Genomic DNA, 18,409 nt, shown 5'->3' on the forward strand with positions numbered 1-18,409 from the left:
CTACTGAAAAAGCCCGGAATGGCTCTCGGTGCTGTGCCGCATTGACAAAGCGCAAATGTTTCGTCCGACTGGTCGGTCGAATTTGCTTTGATGTTTTTTGACTGACAGTCGAGTGTTGCCGTGGGGCTATGTGCAAAGGCCTGCGCCGCTCAAAACAGCGAGAAATGCAGGCACGGCGAGGCCACAGTCCAGTCAGTCTGCGCCTAGCCTAGGGTGCTAAGCTTTCGTGGCTATGACTGGACATGCCCCCTCACTCACCATCGACGGCCCTTTGGCCCGTATCACCCTGCGCCGTCCCCGGGTCGCCAACCGTCTGGAAATTGCTGATTTGCAATTGCTGCGGGCGCAGCTCGCCCAAGTCAACGAAGCGGAAGCGGTGCGAGTGCTGCTGCTGGCCTCCGAGGGCAAGCATTTCTGCAGCGGCTTCAATATTGGCGCGGTGCCTGGCGTGGATGCCGGCGCCCTGTTCGAAGCCTTGGCCGATGACTGGGAAGCCGCCCGGCCGGTCACGGTGGCCATGATTCAAGGCGGTATTTACGGTGGCGCCACGGATCTGGCTCTGGCCAGCGACTTCCGCCTCGGCACGCAGAGTTGCGAGATGTTTGTACCCGCCGCCCGCTTAGGGCTGCATTTCTATCGCGGCGGGCTGGAGCGCTATGTCACCCGCCTGGGCCTGCCCTGGGCCAAACGGGTGCTGCTGTTGTGCGAGACCCTGGACGCCCAGGCCATGTTGAGCAGCGGCTTTCTGGATCGTCTGCTGCCCGATGCGGCCGCGCTGGAAGCGGCCACACAAACCCTGCTGGATCAGTTGCTGGCCATGGCGCCCTTGGCGCTCTTGGGCATGAAGAAGCACCTCAATGCCATCGCGCGCGGTCAACTGGATGTGGCGGCGCTGCAGCAAGACCTGGCGTGCTCGGTGGCCTCCGCCGATTTGGCCGAAGGCGTGGCGGCCTGGGGCGAGCGGCGGACGCCGGTTTTTCTCGGCCGCTAGCTTCAATCCAGGTTCGAATTGCCTTCAAATAAGGGATATCCCCGTCAACTTGGGCACGAAGTCGGGCAAAGCTGGCGCTGAAGTCGGCTCAGAACGTGGGAAAATAGAGGAGTTGGCACATGCGTCCGGCTGAACTGCATAAGTTCGGATCAGGGCGCATGGGCATTTTCATCCTCATCAACTCACTATCAGGACCGACGTGGCCAAGGACAGTACTAAAACGACCATCGAAGCCGATGGTCTGCGCTACCGCTCTAAAGCACCAGGTTCGCCTTTCGCGGCGACCTCATCCTTTGGTGCAGCAACCATGTCGTGCTTTATGTGCGGCAAACATCGTCCGCGCGCGATGCTCAAGTCCAGGAAGCTCTTGGGCAAATCTCAACCCGTTTGCGCGCCTTCCTGCAAGGAGCTCGACGAGCAACTTGCCAAGCCTTGATTCCCTTGTGAATTGAGCAAAAGAACAGGCCAGATGCTTCGCGCACTGGCCTGTTTTTCTTTTTGCGCGGTGCGAAGGTGCTGTGCACGCGGTTTGCGCCGTGGCCGCTTTGCCGCGTACATAGCCCGCTGAATCAGTGGGCAACAGAACTACTCGCTTGCGCTCGAGCGGTCTGCCACACAAGACTCAAGACTGCCGGAAGCAACGCCCGCAGACCGAGCGGTAACGGCTGTTGCCGCCGATCTCCAACTGCTGGCCTTCGGTGACTTTGCGCTGCTGGGCATCCACGCGCATATTCATGGTGGCTTTACGGCCGCAGTCGCAGATGGTCTTCATCTCGTCCATTTCGTCGGCCAGCGCCAAAAGGCTGGCTGAACCGCTGAACAGCTCCCCGCGAAAGTCGGTGCGCAGGCCGTAGCAAATCACCGGCACATTGTGCAAATGGGCCAGCTCATGCAGGGCCCAGACTTGGCTTTTCAGCAGGAACTGAGCCTCATCGATCAGGATGCAGGCGATCTTGCTTTGTGTTTGCTCGTGCGCGCGCAAAAAGTCGGTGTCGGCGTTGAACAACTCCGCCTCCCTCTGCGGCCCCAAGCGCGAAGTGATTTGACCGCGGCCATAGCGGTCGTCCAGCTGAGCGGTGAAGAGCCGAACGCTATGGCCACGCTCCTCGTAATTGTGTGCAACTTGCAGCAAGGCCGTTGATTTCCCGGCGTTCATGGCGGCATAGCGAAAGAACAGTTTGGCCATGGATGAGTGAAAAAGTTGTGAAGGCGACGATAGCAAAACCACCAAGCCGGGCCTGGAATAGCACCTGAACGGTGCTACCCCCTACTTCGATGGTCGCGGGGACGCGAATTGTGACAAAACATGGGGCAAGCGAGGTAGTCAAACCCAAGAAGCTACACCTACTATTGAGAAGAGGGGGGCACGCATCTAGGTCAGGCTGTCAATCCAGTCTGGGCCAAAAGTGCTGCAAGTGCCAAAAGTGCCATCAACGCCACCAGCGACGATGGTCTGTACTTTCGAACCAGCGACAACAATGACCAAAGATACCTACACCGCCGTGAGCGATAACGGCCTGCGTTATGAGTCCAAGCTGGGGGGCTCACCCTTTTTGGGCAGCGGGCATACGCGTTCTTGCTTCAAATGCGGCAAGCACCGCACGCCGAGTAACTTGCAGTCCAAGCGTGTCCTCGGCCGCACCGAGGTGGTTTGCAAGCCGGGCTGCGCCAAGCCAAAAGACAGCGTTTGAGCGCAGGCGTGAGAAGCTCACGACTGGGCAGTTTTTTGCCTTGATCTAGCGCGCATTGCGCGGGCTGACTTCGGTAGGGCGGTTTGGGTGACCTAGACTGGCGAGATGGCACTCACAACCCAACTCCATCGCTCACGCAATTCACTGGCGTCGCGCTTTTTGCGTGTTGCCGGCCGTTCATCCGCACAGCAAGCGCTAGCGTCGCGTTCGCGCGGCGTGCTGGCCTCGCTTGCCCTTTTGGCTTTGCCGCTTTGCAGCGTTGCGGCGCCACTGAGTGTGGTGGTCAATCCGGGTGACCAGGGTGAGCAGTCGCGCTTCGCGGTGTTCAGTGAATGGCGCCAGGTGCTGGAGCAGTCGTTGCGGCGCGAGCGTGCCGCTGGCGGACTGCAGCTGACTCAATCCAATGATGCGACGGCCGATTTGAGTGCCACTCGCTCGCGGCTGAATGATCTGGTGGTGGGCCCCGCCCATGTGGTGGGCAGCGCCTTGCGCTACGGCTATCAGCCCGTGGCAACCATGGACAAGACGGTGCAGGCCGTGTTGGTGGCGCCGCAGAACAGCAGCATCAACAAGCTGTCTGACTCCGCCGGTAAGCGCCTAGGCCTGCCGATGCAGGACAGCGTCGTCACCTATTTGTTGCGCGGCGAAATCAATGCCAGCAACAGCACCATCAAGCAACATTTCGGCGCCGTGCTGGAAAGCCGTTATCAAGATGCCTTGCTGGTCTGCTTGCAGATCCGTCGCTGCGATGTGGTGGCGGTGGAGCGGGCCGTGTTTGAGCGATGGCAGGCAGCCGGTGAGTCACTCAAGGTGGTGATGCAAAGCAAGGCCGTGCCGGGTTTGAGTGTGGCGCTGAAACCCGGTGGCACGCTGACTGCTGAAGGCCTGCGGGCCTCGCTGCAAGGCGCGCAAGCGGGCAGCCTGAAGCTGCAGGCGGTCGGTGGCGAAGCCTTCGAGTACGTGTCGACCCTGGGCTATTTCACCCCGCGCACTTTGCCTGGCGCGACGCAGGTGGACGCAGCGGCCGTGGCGAAGTTGATGCAGGGCGGTGCACTTTTCATCGATACCCGCAGCGAGGCCGAGTTCAAGGCTGGCCATGCGGCGGGCGCCAAGTCGGTGCCGTATCACGAGAAGAGCGCCAAAGAGGCTGACTTCAAGGTCGAGGATGACAAGTTCGATCTGACCCAGTTGCCTGCCAACAAGGCTGCTGCCTTGGTGTTCGCCTGCAACGGTGCGGAATGCTGGAAGAGCTTCAAGGCCAGCCACGTCGCCGTTAAGGCCGGTTACAGCAAGGTCTACTGGTTCCGTGGTGGCTTCCCGGAATGGCGGGCAGCGGGTTACAAGATCGAAGGATCGCCCTGATCTTTCTGAGAGGTGTCGGCAGGCATGCTGACGCCGGGGCTTAGAAAGGCCGAGATGGGCGTCGGCTGCAAGGGCGCGCGCACTGCGCGCTCACCGGCGCCTGCGGGCCAGCCCAGCAAATCTTGACAGATGGGCCCGCAGATGCGGCCCTGACAGGCCCCCATGCCGCAGCGGGTTTGCAGCTTGGCGTCGCGCCAGCTGCGTTGCGCTTTGAGTTCGCCCAGGCTCACATCCTCGCAGCGGCAGATGATGGTTTTGGCCTCGGCCAATTGCAGTAACTCCGGGCGCAAAGCAAAAGACTGTGCCAGCAACTGGCCATGGCGGCGCGCCCGCCGCAGGGCAGCGGGTGCGCGCTGGCGCTGCTGGCCCAAGATGCTCTGCGCGGCCAAGCCGCCTTCCGCCAAGGCTTTGTCGACGCCGGCAATGCCCGTGCATTCGCCCGCGGCATAAAGGCCGGGCACATTGGTTTGCAGTTGCTGATCGACCTGTATGGCGCCGGCCTGCAGGGCGCAACCCAGCAGCGCGGCCAGTTCGGTGTTGGGCAGCAGGCCGTAGCCCAGGGCCAGCGCATCGCAGGCTTGGGTCCATTCGCGCCGGCCGTCGCTCAGCACCACGGCTTCCAGCTTTTCTTCGCCCAGGGCACGTAGCACCCAGGTCCCGCTTTGAAAGGGCACGCGGCGCAGCTGCCAGGCCATTGATGCCGCTTGCGCCCAGAAGCGCGCATCCAGGTGCAGCGCGAACTGGCTCAACCGCGTTTTGCTGGTTTGCTCGGCAATCAAACTGGGCTCGCAGCCATGGCTTTGCAGCGTGCGTGCGGTGGCCAGCAGCAGCGGCCCGCTGCCTGCCACCACAACCCGTTTGCCCTTCAGTGGCCAGCCTTGCTTGACCAAAGCCTGCAGGCCGCCAGCGCCGGTGACACCGGGCAGGGTCCAGCCCGGGAAGGGGATGAAGCGTTCACGCGCACCCGTCGCCAGCAGCACATTCGGCGCTTGCACGGCGAATGCCGCCGCGCTGGGCTCTTGCTGGCTTTGCAGCAGCAGGGCGTGCTGGCCGGCCGCTGCGGGCAGTGGGCTGACCACGGCATGGCCAGCCAGATGTTGGACCTTTGCCGCGACTGCCTCCAGTCGTGCTTGCCAGCGTGCCGGTAGTTGAGTGCGCCAAATCTGCCCGCCGGCGTTCGAGCCCGAGTCGATCCAAATGACGGACTTGCCGGCTTCGGCCAGCTGGCAAACAGCCGCGATGCCGGCTGGCCCAGCGCCCACAACCAACACATCGGCGTGCAGCCGGGTCATGTCGTCACCTCAATGGCCATGCCTTCGCTTGCCGGCGTCAGGCAGGCCAGGCGCTGCGCGATGCCGTCGATGTTGACGCGGCATTCCTGGCACACACCCATGCCGCAAAAGGCCGCGCGCGGCTGCCCGGTGGCGGAGCGCCGCGTGGCCTGCACGCCCGCTTGCGCCAAAGCGGCGGCAACCGTGCATGGCCCTTGCACCTGATGGGGCTGGCCGTTGATGTGCAGCAGGATTGGGCTGGCGTGAGTGCTGTTCATGCGGCGAAAAAGCGTTGTGGCGCCCAGGGTTCAGGTGACAAGGTGGGCGTGGCTTGCAGGCTCAGCTCGGCCAGCAATTCAGCGCTGGCAAGCGCCGTGCTCACGCCCAGGCCTTCATGGCCGGTGGCCAGCCAGACGCGGGGGTATTCGGGGTGGGCGCCGATCAGCGGGCGGCCGTCGCTGCTGGCGGGCCGCTGACCAGTCCAGCAGCGCAGCAGATTCATGCCGGCCAGGGCGGGCAGATAGCTGCAGGCGTGGGCCAGCATGGATTGCAATGTGGCCATGTCTATTTGCTCATCCTCCGCCTGGTCGGGTTTGGGGAACTGGCGCGAAGAGCCGATCAAGATCTGCCCACCGGGCCGGGGCTGCACATTGAAGGACACCGAGTCGCTGTCCACCGCATGGGCCTTGCTTTGATAGCCCAGCTCCACCAGCTGATGCGTGATGGTGTTTGGGTATTGCTGGGTGATGGCCAAGTGGCCCTTTTTGGCCACCAGGCTGCCGGGCGGCAACCAACGCTGGCTGGCCAGGCCGGCGCACAGCACGATCATGGCGCCCCAGAGTTGGCGGCCGTCGGCGAGGTGCACGCTGTGGCCGTCGAAGCCGACCGCGCGGCCAGGAATGATTTCGGCACGCGCTTGGCTTAACCAGCGTGCCGCCACCTTGGGTGGATAGATGCGCGCATCACCCGGCACCAACAAGGCGCCGGCAAGGCCGGGCCGCAGCAGCGGCTCGGCGCGGGCCAAGGCATCAGCGCCAAGGACTTCTGCGCCGATGCCGCGCTCATTCAACCAGGCGCATTTGCGCAGGGCCAGGCCAAGTTCGGCCTTGTCCGCGGCAATCCACAGCGTGCCGCAGCGCGCCAGTTCTGCTGCCTCGGCGTTGCCTTTGTGGGCGCCTGACTCGCCCAGCCATTCGTCCCAGAGCTGCAGGCTGCGGCGGGTCAGCGCATGCTCGGCCTGCGCCGTGGCGCTGCCGTCCAAGGCGTCGGCCAGCAACAGATGGCCCATGGCCGCAGCCGTGGCGCCGCCGCCCACTGGGCCGGGCTCGATCACGGCCACGCTCAAGCCCTGGCGCGCAAAGGCCCGCGCGCAAGCCGCGCCGACGATGCCGCCGCCGACGATCAGCACATCGGCGCTGCGCCTGGCCTTCAGGCCTTGGGTCAAACGGGGATACCCCAGCCGAAGGGATCGCCCGCCTGCTGCACCACCGTGGCGTCCAGCGTCACAAAGGCACGGCCGGTGATGGTGGGCAAGACCTGACCCTCGGCGCCCAGCTGATAGCTGGCTTCGAAGCTGCTGCCGATCACGCTTTCCTGCTGCCATAACTCGCCGGGCTGCAGCTTGCCGTTGGCAGCCAGGCAGGCGACCTTGGCGCTGGTGCCGGTGCCGCAGGGGGAGCGGTCGTAGGCCTTGCCGGGGCAGAGCACAAAGTTGCGGGCGCTCTTGGCCTGGTCGTGGTTCGGATTGCGGGAGGCGCCGATCAGCTCGATGTGGTCAACCTTGTCATGCCCCGCCGCCGCCAAGCTCTGGCGGATGCGCCAAGCCAGATCGGTCAAGGCTTCGACATTGCGTGCCTCGATCTCCAGACCATGGTCGTCGCAGAGGAAGAACCAGTTGCCGCCCCAGGCGATATCGCCGTGCACGCGGCCATGGCCGGCCACATCGACGGCCACGGCTGTGGCCTCGCGGTAGCTGGCCACATTGGCGATGCTGACGGCGCCGTCCTCGGCCAGCCTTGCTTCAATCAGGCCCACCGGTGTTTCGATGCGGTGCAGGCCCGGCTGGATGCGGCTCAGATAGGCCAGGCTGGCGATCAGGCCGATGCTGCCGTGGCCGCACATGCCCAGATAGCCGACGTTGTTGAAGAAGATCACACCGCAGCAATTGGCGGGGTCTTGCGGGGCGCAGAGCAGAGCGCCCACCAGCACCTCGGAGCCGCGCGGCTCCAGCATCAGGGCGCGGCGCCAGTGATCGTGCTGCTCACGCAGAATCTGCAGGCGCTCGGCCATGCTGCCTTGGCCCAGATCGGGGCCGCCATCGATGATCAAGCGGGTGGGTTCGCCGCCGGTGTGGGAGTCAATCAGTCGCATGTGTGGCTCAGTCCGCCCGTTGCCGGGCCAGGGAGTTACTCAATCTCAATCAATGAATCGTTTGGTCGCTCAGCCGCTTAGTCAATCACGGCCTGAGCGAAGCCGCGCAAATAGTCCATCAGCGCGTCGGCGGCGCTCTGAGCGGCTTCGGCCTGCGCTGCGGCAATGGCTTGCGCGAGGTCCAGATGCAGTTGCGCGCCACGCAGCAGATCGCCCTGGTGCTGGTAGGCATACCAGAAGCGCCGGCATTGAATGGCCATGGGCACCACCGCTGCTGCGGCGGCCGGGTTGCGGCAAGCGGCGTGAATGATGCGGTCCAGGGCTTGATCGGCATGCATATAACCGTGCAGATCACCGGCCTCGGCCGAGCTGAGCATGGTTTGGGCGCAGGCCAGCAGGTCTTGGCGCTGGGGCGGGGTGGCGCGGCGCGCGGCCATGCTGGCGATCAGGCGTTCCAGCACGCGCCGGGCTTCGATCAAGTCCAGGTGCTCGGCCAGGCGGATTTCGCTGACCTGCAGGCCGCGCCGGGCTTGCTGCACGATCAGGCCGCAGCTGACTAAGCGCATCAAGGCCTCGCGCACCGGTGTGCGGCCCAGGCCGGTCTGGCTGATCAGTTCGGCTTCAACAATGGCAGCCCCGGGCTTGAGCTGCAGGGTGGCAATCATGGATTCCAGCGCGTCGTAGGCTTGGTCGGCTTGGCGGCGCTTTTCCGGGTCGGCGGGGCCGAGGTGGTCGTCAACTTGGGGCATGGTGGCATCTTCGCATGCTCAAAAGCGGCCGAGCCGGGCGCGCCTGAATATCCCGCCCGCTGGCTTGATGGCGTCCGGCAGCCTTGGCGCAGAGGCCAATTGGCAGAAGGCAGGTGAGCAAGATCTGTATTTATATATGTTAAATATATTTAAAGAGTAGCCTTGCCTTGTGGGCTTGTCAACGCCATATCCAAGCCCGACTCAAGTCTTGCGTGCGCAGGGCAGGCTGGGCCGGCGTGGCTGGTCTGCCGCGCGCATACAATCCGCCGTTCACTCGCCCGCGTCCGGCCAATTCATGCGCTGAGGGCGCGGCGCCATCATTCCAAAGGGATTCGACGTGTTTATTTCCAATGCTTTCGCTCAAGCCGCACCCGCCGCCGGTGGTGCTGAGTCCAGCCTGCTGAGCATGCTGCCGCTGGTGCTGATGTTTGTGGTGCTGTATTTCGTGATGATTCGTCCGCAGATGAAGCGTCAAAAAGAGCACAAGGCCATGATCGAGGCCATCGTCAAGGGCGACGAAGTCGTCACCTCTGGCGGCCTGCTGGGCAAGATCAGCAAGGTCGGCGAGAGCTTCCTGACCCTGGAAGTCTCCAGCGGCGTGGAGTTGCAGGTGCAACGCTCCGCCGTCGTGCAAGTGCTGCCCAAGGGCACGATCAAGTAAACCCAAGTCTGGTCAGGCGTCCCAGCTTTGCTGGGGGCCGCTGCCGCCGAACTTTCATTGACCTAGCCAAGCCAGCGCCCGCCACCGGGCGCAGCCTGACGTCTGCCCGCCGCCGCTCTTTGCAAAAAGGGCGGCTTGTCTCGCGGCGATCCGGGCCGCAGAGGATGCACCACCATGAATCGTTACCCGCTTTGGAAATACGCGCTGCTGATCGTTGCGCTATTGCTGGGCTTGATCTACACGCTGCCCAACTTCTACGGTGAAGCGCCGGCGGTGCAGGTATCCAGCGCGAAGGTCACCATCAAGGTTGACGATGACGTGCGCGGTCGCGTCGAGCAGGCCTTGAGCGCCGCCCAGATCCAGCCCGACTTCGTGCTGCTGGAAGGAAACTCGATCAAAGCCCGGTTCAAGGATCTGGACACCCAGATCAAGGCCAAGGAAGCGATCAGCAAGGTGCTCAACCCCAACGAGGCCGAGCCCACCTACATCGTGGCGCTGAACCTCTTGTCGCGGTCGCCCAAGTGGTTGTCCTCGCTGCATGCCTTCCCCATGTATCTGGGTCTGGACTTGCGCGGTGGTGTGCACTTCTTGATGCAGGTGGACATGAAGTCCGCGCTGACCAAGAAGGCCGAGTCGCTGACCGGCGATGTGCGCAGCTTGCTGCGCGAAAAGAATCTGCGCCACGCCGGCATCAGCCGCGATGGCAATAATGTGGTGATCGCCTTCCGCGACGCCGCCACCCAGCAGCAGGCCATGGCTCTGCTGGCTGACAAGATCCCTGAAGTGCTGTGGACGCCCAGCAGCGATGCGGCCGAGTCGCGCCTGACCGGTGCGCTCAAGCCTGCCTCGATGGCGGCTGTGCAAGAAGCCGCGCTGAAGCAAAACATCACCACCCTGCACAACCGGGTCAACGAACTGGGCACGTCCGAGCCGGTGATTCAACAGCAGGGCTTGGACCGCATCATCGTGCAACTGCCCGGTGTGCAAGACACGGCCAAGGCCAAGGACATCATCGGCCGCACCGCCACGCTGGAATTGCGTATGGTGGACGACAGCGCCGAGGCGCAGGCGGCTCTGGCCGGCAGCGGCCCGGTGCCTTTTGGTACCGAGCGCTTCATCGACCGCGGCTTTGGCCCCATCATCGTCAAGCGCCAAGTGGTGCTGACCGGTGACAACCTCAGCGACGCGCAAGCCGGCACAGACGAAAACCAACAGCCCGCCGTGGATCTGACGCTGGACGCCAAGGGCGCCCGCATCATGAAGGACATGTCGCGCGAGAACATCGGCAAGCGCATGGCCATCATCTTGTTCGAAAAGGGCAAGGGCGAGGTCGTGACGGCCCCGGTGATCCGCAGCGAACTCAGCGGCGGCCGGGTCAAGATTTCCGGCGCGATGACGCTGCAAGAAGCGGCCGATACCTCGCTGCTGCTGCGCGCCGGTTCGCTGGCCGCGCCGATGGAAATCATCGAAGAGCGCACCGTTGGCCCCAGCCTGGGTAAGGAAAACATTGAGCGTGGCATCTTGAGCGTGACCTGGGGCTTTGCCGCCGTGGCCGTGTTCATGTGCGTCTACTACATGCTCTTCGGCGTGTTCTCGTCGCTGGCGCTGGGCTTCAACCTGCTGCTGCTGGTGGCGGTCTTGTCGATGCTGGGCGCGACCATGTCGCTGCCGGGTATCGCGGCTATCGCCCTGGTGCTGGGCATGGCAATTGACTCCAACGTGCTGATCAATGAGCGCATCCGCGAAGAGCTGCGCAACGGCGCCTCGCCGCAGGCCGCTATCAACCTCGGTTACGAGCGCGCCTTTGCCACCATTCTGGACTCCAACGTCACCACGCTGATCGCCGGTCTGGCCTTGCTGGCCTTCGGCTCCGGCCCGGTGCGTGGCTTTGCCATCGTGCACTGCCTGGGGATCTTGACCTCGATGTTCTCGGCCGTGGTGTTCTCGCGTGCCCTGGCCAACCTCTGGTATGGCCGCCAGAAGAAGCTCAAGTCCCTGTCGATCGGGCAGATCTGGAAGCCGCCTGTCGAGGTGGATCCGCAGCAACCCGCCGCCAAAGTCTGACCTGAACGAATCGAGTAGCGAATCATGGAACTCTTCCGTATCAAGCGCGACCTGCCCTTGATGAAGCATGCGTTGATCTTCAACGTCATTTCCTTCGTCACCTTCGCGGCCGCCGTTTTCTTTCTGGTCACCAAAGGCCTGAACTTCTCCATCGAATTCAAGGGCGGTTCGGTCATCGAGGTCGAGTACGCGCAAGCGGCCGATCTTGAAAAGACCCGCCATGTGGTCGAAGGCCTGGGCTTTGGCGAGGTGCAAGTCACCAACTTCGGCAGCTCGCATGACGTGATGATGCGTCTGCCTCTGCGCGCCGACATCAAGCAGACCGAGCAGGTCGGCCTGGTGTTCAGCGAGCTGTGCAAGGCCGAGTCCGGCAGCATCAGCCAGCGCCAGATGGTCAGCGACAAGGGTGAGGCCATCAGCAAGCAGGTCTGCACCACGGCGGCCAATGCCGAACCCATCAAGCTGATGCGCAGCGAGGTGGTAGGCCCGGCCGTTGGTGAAGAACTGGCGCGCGACGCGGCCAAGGCGCTGGGCGTCACCGTCATCGGCATCATGATCTACTTGGCCATCCGCTTCGAATGGAAGTTCGCGGTGGCCGGCATCATCGCCAACTTGCACGACGTGGTCATCATCCTGGGCTTCTTCGCCTTCTTCCAGTGGGAGTTTTCGCTCTCCGTGCTGGCGGCGGTGTTGGCCGTGCTGGGCTACTCGGTGAACGAGTCGGTGGTGATTTTTGACCGGGTGCGCGAGGGCTTCCGCAAGTTCCGCAAGTTCAGCACTCATGAGGTGATTGACCACGCCATCACCAGCACCATGAGCCGAACCATCATCACCCATGGCAGCACGCAGCTGATGGTGTTGTCGATGCTGATCTTCGGCGGCCCGACCCTGCATTACTTCGCCGTCGCTCTGACCATCGGCATCTTGTTCGGTATTTACTCGTCGGTGTTTGTGGCCGCGGCCATCGCCATGTGGCTGGGCGTCAAGCGCGAAGACCTGATCCAGGCCCCGGTGAACCGTGAAGATCCGGACGACCCAAACGCCGGCGCGGTGGTGTAGTAGAGTCAGTCGGACCCCCGCATTTGATCGCGTAATCAACCATCCATGACTGTCGCCGCCCGCAACAAGGCTATGGCAATTCAGGCGCGGCGCATCTATGTCGAAGCGCTGGTGCGCGGCATGGCTACGCTGGGCCAGGCCATCAGCGATGCGGCCACCCAGTTGTTGACGCAGAGCGGCGTTCCGGTACTGATGCATGCGCGCCGTGAAGGCGTCGAGGCTTGGCAGCGCTGTAGCCCGGCGTGGCTGAGCAGCGTGCTCAGCGGCCTGCGCCACGCCGCCGTTTACGGCGTTCAGGAAGATGGCAGGCCGCCCGAGCCGGCGCTGGCGGGCATCACCCCGTCCAAGCTGGCCCTGGTGGACGATGACACCATCGAGCGCGAGATCACCGCCTCGCGCCTGGCGCTGGCCATGATGGACCGCGCCAGCTGGGAGTTCACCGATCTGCGTACCCGCATCCAGATGCTGGAGCAGCACGAAGACCTGGCTCCGCAAGACCTGCTGCGCGCCAATGTACTGGCCAAGCTGGTGCTGGACGCCTGGGGCCGCAGCGGCATGGGCGTGTCGGAATGGCAGATGCTGCGCCTGCAATTGCACGAGGAATTCGCGATCCTGCTGGCCGAGGCCTACCACGAGGTCAACCATTGGTTGGTCAATCAGGCCGTGATGCCCGAGGTGGATTTGCGGCCCTTTATTCGCCGCAGCCTGAACACCGGGCCTACCGCGTCAGCTGATTGGGGCGGCGCTGCTGGTCCGCGTGGTGGGGCGATCCGCGCTGGCTCGGGCTTGCCTGAGGCCGGCACGGTGCCGGGGCCGATCACGGTGCAAAGCCCCGCCAGCAGTCAGGCCGAGGAAGTTCTGCGCCTTTTGCAGCGCATTGTCGGCAGCCAGGTGCCGGCCTTTGCCGCCACGGCCAAGCAAGGTGCAGGCCCTGCATCGGTAAGCCCGGCGCCGCAGTCCCGTTCTGCCCAGGCGCCGCAACGTCTGAGCGCTGCCATCCAGCAAGCCCAAGAGGCGATGCGGCAGGAAGACCCCAGCCTGGACTTGAATCTCTCCAGCGATGTGCTGAGCCTCTCCGACGAAGCGCCGCAGCGCCTGGAGCAATGGCAGCAGCGCCATCAAAACGTCAAGACGGTGCTCAAGCAGGCGGCGGACACGCCGGCCGAGCGCGCCACCATCGAGCTGGTGGCCATGATGTTTCAGAGCATCCTGATGGAAGACCATATCCCGGCGACGGTACGGGTGTGGTTCGCGCGCCTGCAAATGCCGGTGCTGCGTGTGGCCGTCAGCGAGCCCGACTTTTTCGCCACCACCGATCACCCCGCGCGCCAGTTGATTGACCGCATGGGCGCTTGCGTGATGGGTTTCAACACCAGCGCCAACCATGCCGCCGGTAGCGGCGCCTTCGCCAATGCGGGCGGCGACCCGCTGGAGCGCGAGATCAAGCGGGTGGTGCAGGTGGTGGAGGCTTATCCGGATACCGGCCGCCGCGTCTTCCAGACGGTGCTGACCGAGTTCGAGAAGTTCCTCGATAACTATTTCGAGAACGAAAACCAGAACACCCGCCGCGGCGTTTCGCTGGCCCAGCAGGTGGAGCAGCGCGAGACGTTGGCCATCCAGTACACCATCGAGCTGCGCAAGATGCTGGCCGAAGTGCCGGTGCAAGACGGTGTGCGCGAGTTCTTGTTTCAGATCTGGGCCGATGTGCTGGCCGTCACCGCGGTGCGCAGCGGCGCTCAGTCCGATGGCATCAAGCAGATGAAGCGTGCCGCAGCCGACCTGATTTGGTCCGCCAGCGCCAAGGTCACGCGCGAGGAGCGGGCCGAAGTGATCCGCCGCCTGCCGCCGCTGCTCAAAACCCTGCGCGACGGCATGCTGGATGTCGGCCTGCCGGTGGACAAGCAAGACGAACAGATCCGCCACCTCAATAACGCCCTGGCCGCGGCCTTCACCGCCAAGACCGCCGCGATTCCGCGTGAGCGCCTGGATGAGTTGATGGACCAGCTGGAAACGCTGGAAGCTCTGCTGCCCGAGGCGGGCGAAGAGGGCATGGACGAGGAACAAATCAACCAGTCGCTGGTGCGCGATTTGTCTGGCCATGAATCAGAAGGCCTGGAAGTGGTGGCCGAGGGCGGCAGTGCCCCAACCGCCACCATGCTGGCCTGGGCGCGCGAGTTGCAAGTGGGCGGCTGGTACATGCTGGACTACCGCAACCGCAACGAAGCGGTGCAGCTGGCCTGGCGCGGCAACCGTCGCCAGATGGCCTTGTTCGTGACCACCCATGGCCGTTGCGTGCTGTTCTCGATCAGCCGCATGGCGGCTTTCTTGCAGGCTGGCCTCTTGCTGCCGGCGCAGGATGAAGCCCTGACGGTCAAGGCTACGCGCAATGCCTTGGCCAAGCTGGATGGGGATCCAGGCCGTTTGTTGAATTAGGGTTTTAGGCGGCAAGCCTGCCGAAGTTTTCGGCGGGGCCGCAGGAGGAGGGCCATGTGCAACGGATCATCCGCTGCGACGGCTCGTTCTCAGTGGATCAGCCGGTCCTCGGGCGCCACGAACAACTCGTCCAGAATCAGCGCATCGGGTTCTTCGCCCAGGCTCCAGAACACCATCAACACGATGATCTTGAGGTCTTCCAGGTCCATGGGGCCGCCGGAGATGGCCATGGCGCGGTCGATGACCATTTCGCGCATGGGCGGTGGCAGCACGCCGGCCGCTTCAAGAAAACTGATGAAGCCGATGGACGGCTCGCCCAGATGGTCTTGCTCGGCGACCGAGTAGACGCGCAGGCTTAGCGGGCCTTGTGTGCCCTGGTAAGACGCAGCGCCGGCGGCCAATCCGTCCAGCCAAGTCAGCGCTTCTTGAATCTCATCGCGCTCGAAACCTACGGCCGACAGCTTGCGCGTCAGCTGTGCATGATCCGGGCATGCATCGGGGCGCCAATAGGTTTCGTAGAGATAGACTAGCACGTCGAGCATGGGCAGCACTATAACTGAGTGGGGCGCAGGCCAGGCTTTCGCCCCACCGCGCTCAGGCCTTGGCGCGCCTTTGAAATAGCTGGCCGGGCAGGCGCTCGACATGGCCGTCGAGCTCCAAGTCCAGCAAATAGGCGCTCAGCTCATGGGCCGGCCAGCCGCCGCGCGCCATTAGGCTGTCCAGCGAGACTGGGTCGAAACCCATCTCGGCCAGCACCTTGGCTGGCGCGCCGGCTGGAAGGGCCCCGGCATCGCCTGACGTTGGCAAATGAGAGCAGGCTGCGGTCGTGGTGGCCAGCGGCGGCAACTCCTCCAGCACATCCTGCGCCGTTTCCACCAGCTTGGCGCCCTGGCGGATCAGCGCGTGGCAACCCTTGCTGAGTGGCGAATGGATGGAGCCGGGAATGGCGAAGACTTCGCGCCCGGCCTCGCTGGCCAGTCGGGCCGTGATCAGCGAGCCTGAACGCAGGGCCGCCTCCACCACCAGGCAGCCCTGGCTCAGTCCCGCGATGATGCGGTTGCGGCGCGGGAAATTGGGCGGCAGGGCGGGTGTGCCCAGTGAGTATTCGCTGATCAAGAGGCCTTGCTGCAGCATCTCAGCGGCCAGCTCGCGGTGCCGGCTGGGGTAAATCTGATCCAGCCCGGTACCCAGCACGCCGATGCTGCTGGCCGCGCCGCCCAAGCCGCCGCGATGGGCGGCCGCATCAATGCCCAGGGCCAAGCCCGAGATGATGGTCAGGCCGGCTTGGCTGAGTGCTCGGGCGAATTGCTCGGCGTTGTCGCGCCCCTGCGGGGTGGGGCTGCGGCTGCCGACGATGGCCAGGCCCGGACAAGCCAAAAGCTCGCGGCGCCCGGCCAGATACAGCAGCAAGGGCGGGTCGGCCGTGGCCAGAAGGGCAGCGGGATAGTCGGGGTCGCCCAGCGTCAGCAGGCTGTGAGCGGGGTTGTCTTCTAGCCAGGCCCAGGTCTTGTCCAGCAAGTCCGGCCACAGCGGTGGCAACTCGCTCAAGGCCTGGCGCTGTTTGGGAGTCAATAGCTCCCGCTGTGCTGGTGCCGGCAGTTCAAGCGCGGCTTGTGGCGAGCCGGCGGCAGCCAGCAGGCGCCGCGCGGCCTCCAGCCCCAGGCCCGGGGTTTCCAGCAGCCGCAGCCAAGCGCTTAGTTCGCTGCGGTCCATGCTGAGCCTGGGTGCGCCAGTGTGTGGCTGGGCCGCGGATTAGTCGCTCAAGGCTGGCTGAAGCGGTCGCCAGGCTTGACGGGTTCCTTCACCGAGATGATCAGGGCGTAGGACACACGCGAATAGACCTGGAACACGAACAGCACGCCGTGGCGCTCGTCCGGCAGTTGAATGTCCTGGCGCCTTTCCTGTGTGGTGTCGACCGCCGCGCGGCCCTTTTGCCACAGGGCCAGCACATGGCCGCGTTCCATGCCGTCCTGGCTGCCGCGATTCAGGGCCACGATCTGGTTCTGGCCGGCGTTGACGCCGTCACCGTAGATCGACACGATGCGGCCGTGCATCTCTTGGGTCGGGGCATGCGGCACATAGCGCTGGAAGTTGCGTTGCAAAACCGGGGCCAGGCGATCGCCCACGCCGATCTCCAGACGGGCGGTCTTGATCAAGAGCGTGGACGGCACGATTTCGGTTTTGCCATCGCTATTGGTCTGCTCCGAGCCCTCGCGGATCAGGTCGGCCGTGCCCAGATAGCGAGCTTCGTAACCGAGGATTTCACCGGTCACGGGGTCCTTCAAGGGGCGGGTGTTGCGGAACACCCGGTAGTCATTGGCCTTGCTCAGATCGCCGCGCGCATAGGCGGTATGGCCCTTGGCGAGGTTCACATGCCCTTCGGGTGCGGCCACGATGCGCGGCGCGGCGGCCAAGGCGTCGGTGTCAAAGACCACCGCGTCGTTGAGGAAGGGCTCAAGCAGATTGAGCGGAATGGCGGCAATGTCGGAGCCATCGTTGGCAGCGCTGCGAATACGCGGTGAGAACTTGACGGTGTCGCCGGCCACGCCGCTGCCGTAGCCGCCGCGCTCTTGCGCCATCTGCAGGCGCGCCATGCCGTCTTGCTTGACCAGCATCAGCGTCTGACCGGGGTAGATCAGGTGCGGGTTATTGATTTGCTCGCGGTTCATGCCCCACAGCTCGGGCCAGCGCCAGGGGCTCTTGAGGAAGAGCTGGGAAATACCCCACAAAGTGTCGCCGGTCTTGACCGTGTAGGTGTCGGGTGCGTCGGGGGTCAGCTCCGACAGCGGCACGCCGCTTTGCGCCACGCGTTCGGCGGTAGCGCGCTGGGCATCGCTGATCGGCAGTTTGGCTGCTTGAGCCTGTGCATTTGCGCCGGCGCAAGTCAGCGACAGGGCCAGCAAGGCCAGGGCCAGAGGGTGGCGGCGTGAGCTGGCAGACCCGGGAAACATATCGCACTGGGGCAGGAACTGGGGCATCAATTTCTCTTTCGCAGCCGTCGCGGCGAGTTGATTGGGATGATCTTGGCGCAACTCGCCGGGGCGGTCTGCGCGGGTAAATGCGTGAGCAAATTGTGGCTGATCGCGGGCGTGATCATGTACTGATCGTATTTCAGCGAAAATCTCGGTCTTGCGCGGCGATTCTGCCCCCAAATATGGCTCGTCGCAAAGAGTCAAGCAAAGGGCTTTCCCCCTCTATCTTGACCGCTCAAACCCTCTGGCTCGCTTCATGGCAATACTGAATATTCTGCGTTACCCCGATCCCCGTCTGCACACGGTGGCCAAACCTGTGGCTCAAGTCGACGAGCGCATCCGTGCCCTGGTCGACGACATGCTGGAGACCATGTACGACGCCGAAGGCGTGGGTCTGGCCGCCACCCAGGTGGATGTGCACGAGCGGGTGCTGGTGATAGACACCTCGAATGAGCGCGACACGCCGCGCGTGCTGATCAACCCCGAGCTGATCAAGACCAGCGCCGAGTTCACCGAAGGCGAGGAAGGCTGCCTGTCGGTGCCTCAGGTCTACGACAAAGTGCCGCGGTATTCGCGCGTCACCGTGCGGGCACTCAATCGCGAAGGCGAGACCTACGAGTTCGAGGCCGAGGGCCTGCTGGCCGTGTGCGTGCAGCACGAGATGGATCATCTGATGGGCAAGGTTTTCGTCGAATACCTCAGCCCGCTCAAGCGCGAGCGCATCAAGACCAAGATGATCAAGAAGACGCGCGAAGAGCAGGCGGTGCGCCGCTGATGAGTGCCTCC

At 64.0% G+C, this 18,409-nt stretch carries 18 protein-coding genes; 9 read left to right on the forward strand and 9 right to left on the reverse strand.

Annotated features, from left to right (window positions below):
- Positions 1-232: 232 nt before the first annotated feature.
- Complete coding sequence (locus AABB87_RS17760; RefSeq protein WP_058718374.1) at positions 233-991, forward strand: enoyl-CoA hydratase/isomerase family protein; 759 nt, start codon at positions 233-235, stop codon at positions 989-991.
- Between the two features lie 199 nt (positions 992-1,190).
- The gene (locus AABB87_RS17765; protein ID WP_082679664.1) at positions 1,191-1,427 is read left to right on the forward strand and encodes a hypothetical protein; all 237 of its coding nucleotides are present in this window, start codon (positions 1,191-1,193) and stop codon (positions 1,425-1,427) included.
- Positions 1,428-1,613: 186 nt separating this feature from the next.
- Here the strand turns inward: AABB87_RS17765 and AABB87_RS17770 are convergent, their stop codons facing one another.
- A complete protein-coding gene (locus tag AABB87_RS17770) occupies positions 1,614-2,177 on the reverse strand; it encodes a thymidine kinase (RefSeq protein ID WP_341972606.1) in 564 nt (187 codons plus the stop codon).
- Positions 2,178-2,469: 292 nt separating this feature from the next.
- Between AABB87_RS17770 and AABB87_RS17775 the strand changes: the two genes are divergently transcribed.
- A complete protein-coding gene (locus AABB87_RS17775) occupies positions 2,470-2,682 on the forward strand; it encodes a hypothetical protein (RefSeq protein ID WP_058718376.1) in 213 nt (70 codons plus the stop codon).
- A 105-nt stretch (positions 2,683-2,787) separates the two neighbouring features.
- Positions 2,788-4,044 carry a rhodanese-like domain-containing protein gene (locus tag AABB87_RS17780; RefSeq protein ID WP_341972607.1) on the forward strand — a complete coding sequence of 419 codons (1,257 nt, stop codon included), beginning with the start codon at positions 2,788-2,790 and terminating at the stop codon, positions 4,042-4,044.
- On the opposite strand, the gene AABB87_RS17785 is transcribed toward AABB87_RS17780, so the two are convergent.
- The 5 genes from AABB87_RS17785 to AABB87_RS17805 all read right to left on the reverse strand — a co-directional run bounded on the left by AABB87_RS17785 (position 4,020) and on the right by AABB87_RS17805 (position 8,434).
- Positions 4,020-5,336 carry an FAD-dependent oxidoreductase gene (locus AABB87_RS17785; RefSeq protein WP_341972608.1) on the reverse strand — a complete coding sequence of 439 codons (1,317 nt, stop codon included), beginning with the start codon at positions 5,334-5,336 and terminating at the stop codon, positions 4,020-4,022. The genes AABB87_RS17780 and AABB87_RS17785 overlap by 25 nt on opposite strands.
- Positions 5,333-5,593 (reverse strand): (2Fe-2S)-binding protein, encoded by a 261-nt coding sequence (locus AABB87_RS17790; protein WP_341972609.1) that lies wholly within the window; start codon positions 5,591-5,593, stop codon positions 5,333-5,335. The genes AABB87_RS17785 and AABB87_RS17790 overlap by 4 nt, the downstream gene beginning before the upstream one ends.
- Positions 5,590-6,759, reverse strand: coding sequence for an NAD(P)/FAD-dependent oxidoreductase (locus AABB87_RS17795; protein WP_341972610.1), 1,170 nt, complete (start codon positions 6,757-6,759; stop codon positions 5,590-5,592). The genes AABB87_RS17790 and AABB87_RS17795 overlap by 4 nt, the downstream gene beginning before the upstream one ends.
- Positions 6,756-7,685, reverse strand: a complete 930-nt coding sequence (locus AABB87_RS17800; RefSeq protein ID WP_341972611.1) for a proline racemase family protein — start codon at positions 7,683-7,685, stop codon at positions 6,756-6,758. Before AABB87_RS17800 ends, AABB87_RS17795 begins: the two co-directional genes overlap by 4 nt.
- Positions 7,686-7,762: 77 nt before the next feature.
- Positions 7,763-8,434 (reverse strand): GntR family transcriptional regulator, encoded by a 672-nt coding sequence (locus AABB87_RS17805; RefSeq protein ID WP_341972612.1) that lies wholly within the window; start codon positions 8,432-8,434, stop codon positions 7,763-7,765.
- 337 nt (positions 8,435-8,771) lie between these two features.
- On the opposite strand from AABB87_RS17805, the gene yajC reads away from it, so the two are divergent.
- The 4 genes from yajC to AABB87_RS17825 all read left to right on the forward strand — a co-directional run bounded on the left by yajC (position 8,772) and on the right by AABB87_RS17825 (position 14,651).
- Complete coding sequence (yajC, locus tag AABB87_RS17810) at positions 8,772-9,095, forward strand: preprotein translocase subunit YajC (RefSeq protein ID WP_058718382.1); 324 nt, start codon at positions 8,772-8,774, stop codon at positions 9,093-9,095.
- A gap of 174 nt (positions 9,096-9,269) precedes the next feature.
- Complete coding sequence (gene secD / locus AABB87_RS17815) at positions 9,270-11,159, forward strand: protein translocase subunit SecD (RefSeq protein WP_341972613.1); 1,890 nt, start codon at positions 9,270-9,272, stop codon at positions 11,157-11,159.
- Between the two features lie 24 nt (positions 11,160-11,183).
- Positions 11,184-12,218, forward strand: coding sequence for a protein translocase subunit SecF (gene secF / locus AABB87_RS17820; RefSeq protein ID WP_341972614.1), 1,035 nt, complete (start codon positions 11,184-11,186; stop codon positions 12,216-12,218).
- A gap of 45 nt (positions 12,219-12,263) precedes the next feature.
- Positions 12,264-14,651, forward strand: a complete 2,388-nt coding sequence (locus AABB87_RS17825; protein WP_341972615.1) for a DUF1631 family protein — start codon at positions 12,264-12,266, stop codon at positions 14,649-14,651.
- 89 nt (positions 14,652-14,740) lie between these two features.
- Here AABB87_RS17825 and AABB87_RS17830 read toward each other — a convergent pair whose 3' ends face one another.
- Genes AABB87_RS17830 through AABB87_RS17840 form a run of 3 tightly spaced genes read right to left on the reverse strand, consistent with a single transcriptional unit; the run spans position 14,741 to position 17,602 of the window.
- The gene (locus AABB87_RS17830; protein ID WP_341972616.1) at positions 14,741-15,193 is read right to left on the reverse strand and encodes a DUF494 family protein; all 453 of its coding nucleotides are present in this window, start codon (positions 15,191-15,193) and stop codon (positions 14,741-14,743) included.
- A gap of 52 nt (positions 15,194-15,245) precedes the next feature.
- A complete protein-coding gene (gene dprA, locus AABB87_RS17835) occupies positions 15,246-16,364 on the reverse strand; it encodes a DNA-processing protein DprA (RefSeq protein WP_341972617.1) in 1,119 nt (372 codons plus the stop codon).
- Between the two features lie 47 nt (positions 16,365-16,411).
- Entirely contained in the window at positions 16,412-17,602 is a 1,191-nt protein-coding gene (locus AABB87_RS17840) for a LysM peptidoglycan-binding domain-containing protein (RefSeq protein ID WP_445944885.1), read from the reverse strand.
- 277 nt (positions 17,603-17,879) lie between these two features.
- Between AABB87_RS17840 and def the strand changes: the two genes are divergently transcribed.
- Positions 17,880-18,398: a peptide deformylase gene (def, locus tag AABB87_RS17845; protein WP_341972619.1), complete on the forward strand. Its 519-nt coding sequence runs from the start codon at positions 17,880-17,882 to the stop codon at positions 18,396-18,398.
- Positions 18,399-18,409: the final 11 nt, after the last annotated feature.

The organism is Roseateles sp. PN1 (genome assembly GCF_038419725.1).
Classification (GTDB): domain Bacteria; phylum Pseudomonadota; class Gammaproteobacteria; order Burkholderiales; family Burkholderiaceae_C; genus Paucibacter_A.

What these genes read in the sequence shown, in the direction of transcription:
- AABB87_RS17760 (WP_058718374.1), top strand. Translation starts at nt 233, where the DNA reads ATGACTGGACATGCCCCCTCACTCACCATCGACGGCCCTTTGGCCCGT.
- AABB87_RS17770 (WP_341972606.1), bottom strand. Translation starts at nt 2,177, where the DNA reads ATGGCCAAACTGTTCTTTCGCTATGCCGCCATGAACGCCGGGAAATCA.
- AABB87_RS17775 (WP_058718376.1), top strand. Translation starts at nt 2,470, where the DNA reads ATGACCAAAGATACCTACACCGCCGTGAGCGATAACGGCCTGCGTTAT.
- AABB87_RS17780 (WP_341972607.1), top strand. Translation starts at nt 2,788, where the DNA reads ATGGCACTCACAACCCAACTCCATCGCTCACGCAATTCACTGGCGTCG.
- AABB87_RS17785 (WP_341972608.1), bottom strand. Translation starts at nt 5,336, where the DNA reads ATGACCCGGCTGCACGCCGATGTGTTGGTTGTGGGCGCTGGGCCAGCC.
- AABB87_RS17790 (WP_341972609.1), bottom strand. Translation starts at nt 5,593, where the DNA reads ATGAACAGCACTCACGCCAGCCCAATCCTGCTGCACATCAACGGCCAG.
- AABB87_RS17800 (WP_341972611.1), bottom strand. Translation starts at nt 7,685, where the DNA reads ATGCGACTGATTGACTCCCACACCGGCGGCGAACCCACCCGCTTGATC.
- AABB87_RS17805 (WP_341972612.1), bottom strand. Translation starts at nt 8,434, where the DNA reads ATGCCCCAAGTTGACGACCACCTCGGCCCCGCCGACCCGGAAAAGCGC.
- secD (WP_341972613.1), top strand. Translation starts at nt 9,270, where the DNA reads ATGAATCGTTACCCGCTTTGGAAATACGCGCTGCTGATCGTTGCGCTA.
- secF (WP_341972614.1), top strand. Translation starts at nt 11,184, where the DNA reads ATGGAACTCTTCCGTATCAAGCGCGACCTGCCCTTGATGAAGCATGCG.
- AABB87_RS17825 (WP_341972615.1), top strand. Translation starts at nt 12,264, where the DNA reads ATGACTGTCGCCGCCCGCAACAAGGCTATGGCAATTCAGGCGCGGCGC.
- AABB87_RS17830 (WP_341972616.1), bottom strand. Translation starts at nt 15,193, where the DNA reads ATGCTCGACGTGCTAGTCTATCTCTACGAAACCTATTGGCGCCCCGAT.
- dprA (WP_341972617.1), bottom strand. Translation starts at nt 16,364, where the DNA reads ATGGACCGCAGCGAACTAAGCGCTTGGCTGCGGCTGCTGGAAACCCCG.
- AABB87_RS17840 (WP_445944885.1), bottom strand. Translation starts at nt 17,602, where the DNA reads ATGTTTCCCGGGTCTGCCAGCTCACGCCGCCACCCTCTGGCCCTGGCC.
- def (WP_341972619.1), top strand. Translation starts at nt 17,880, where the DNA reads ATGGCAATACTGAATATTCTGCGTTACCCCGATCCCCGTCTGCACACG.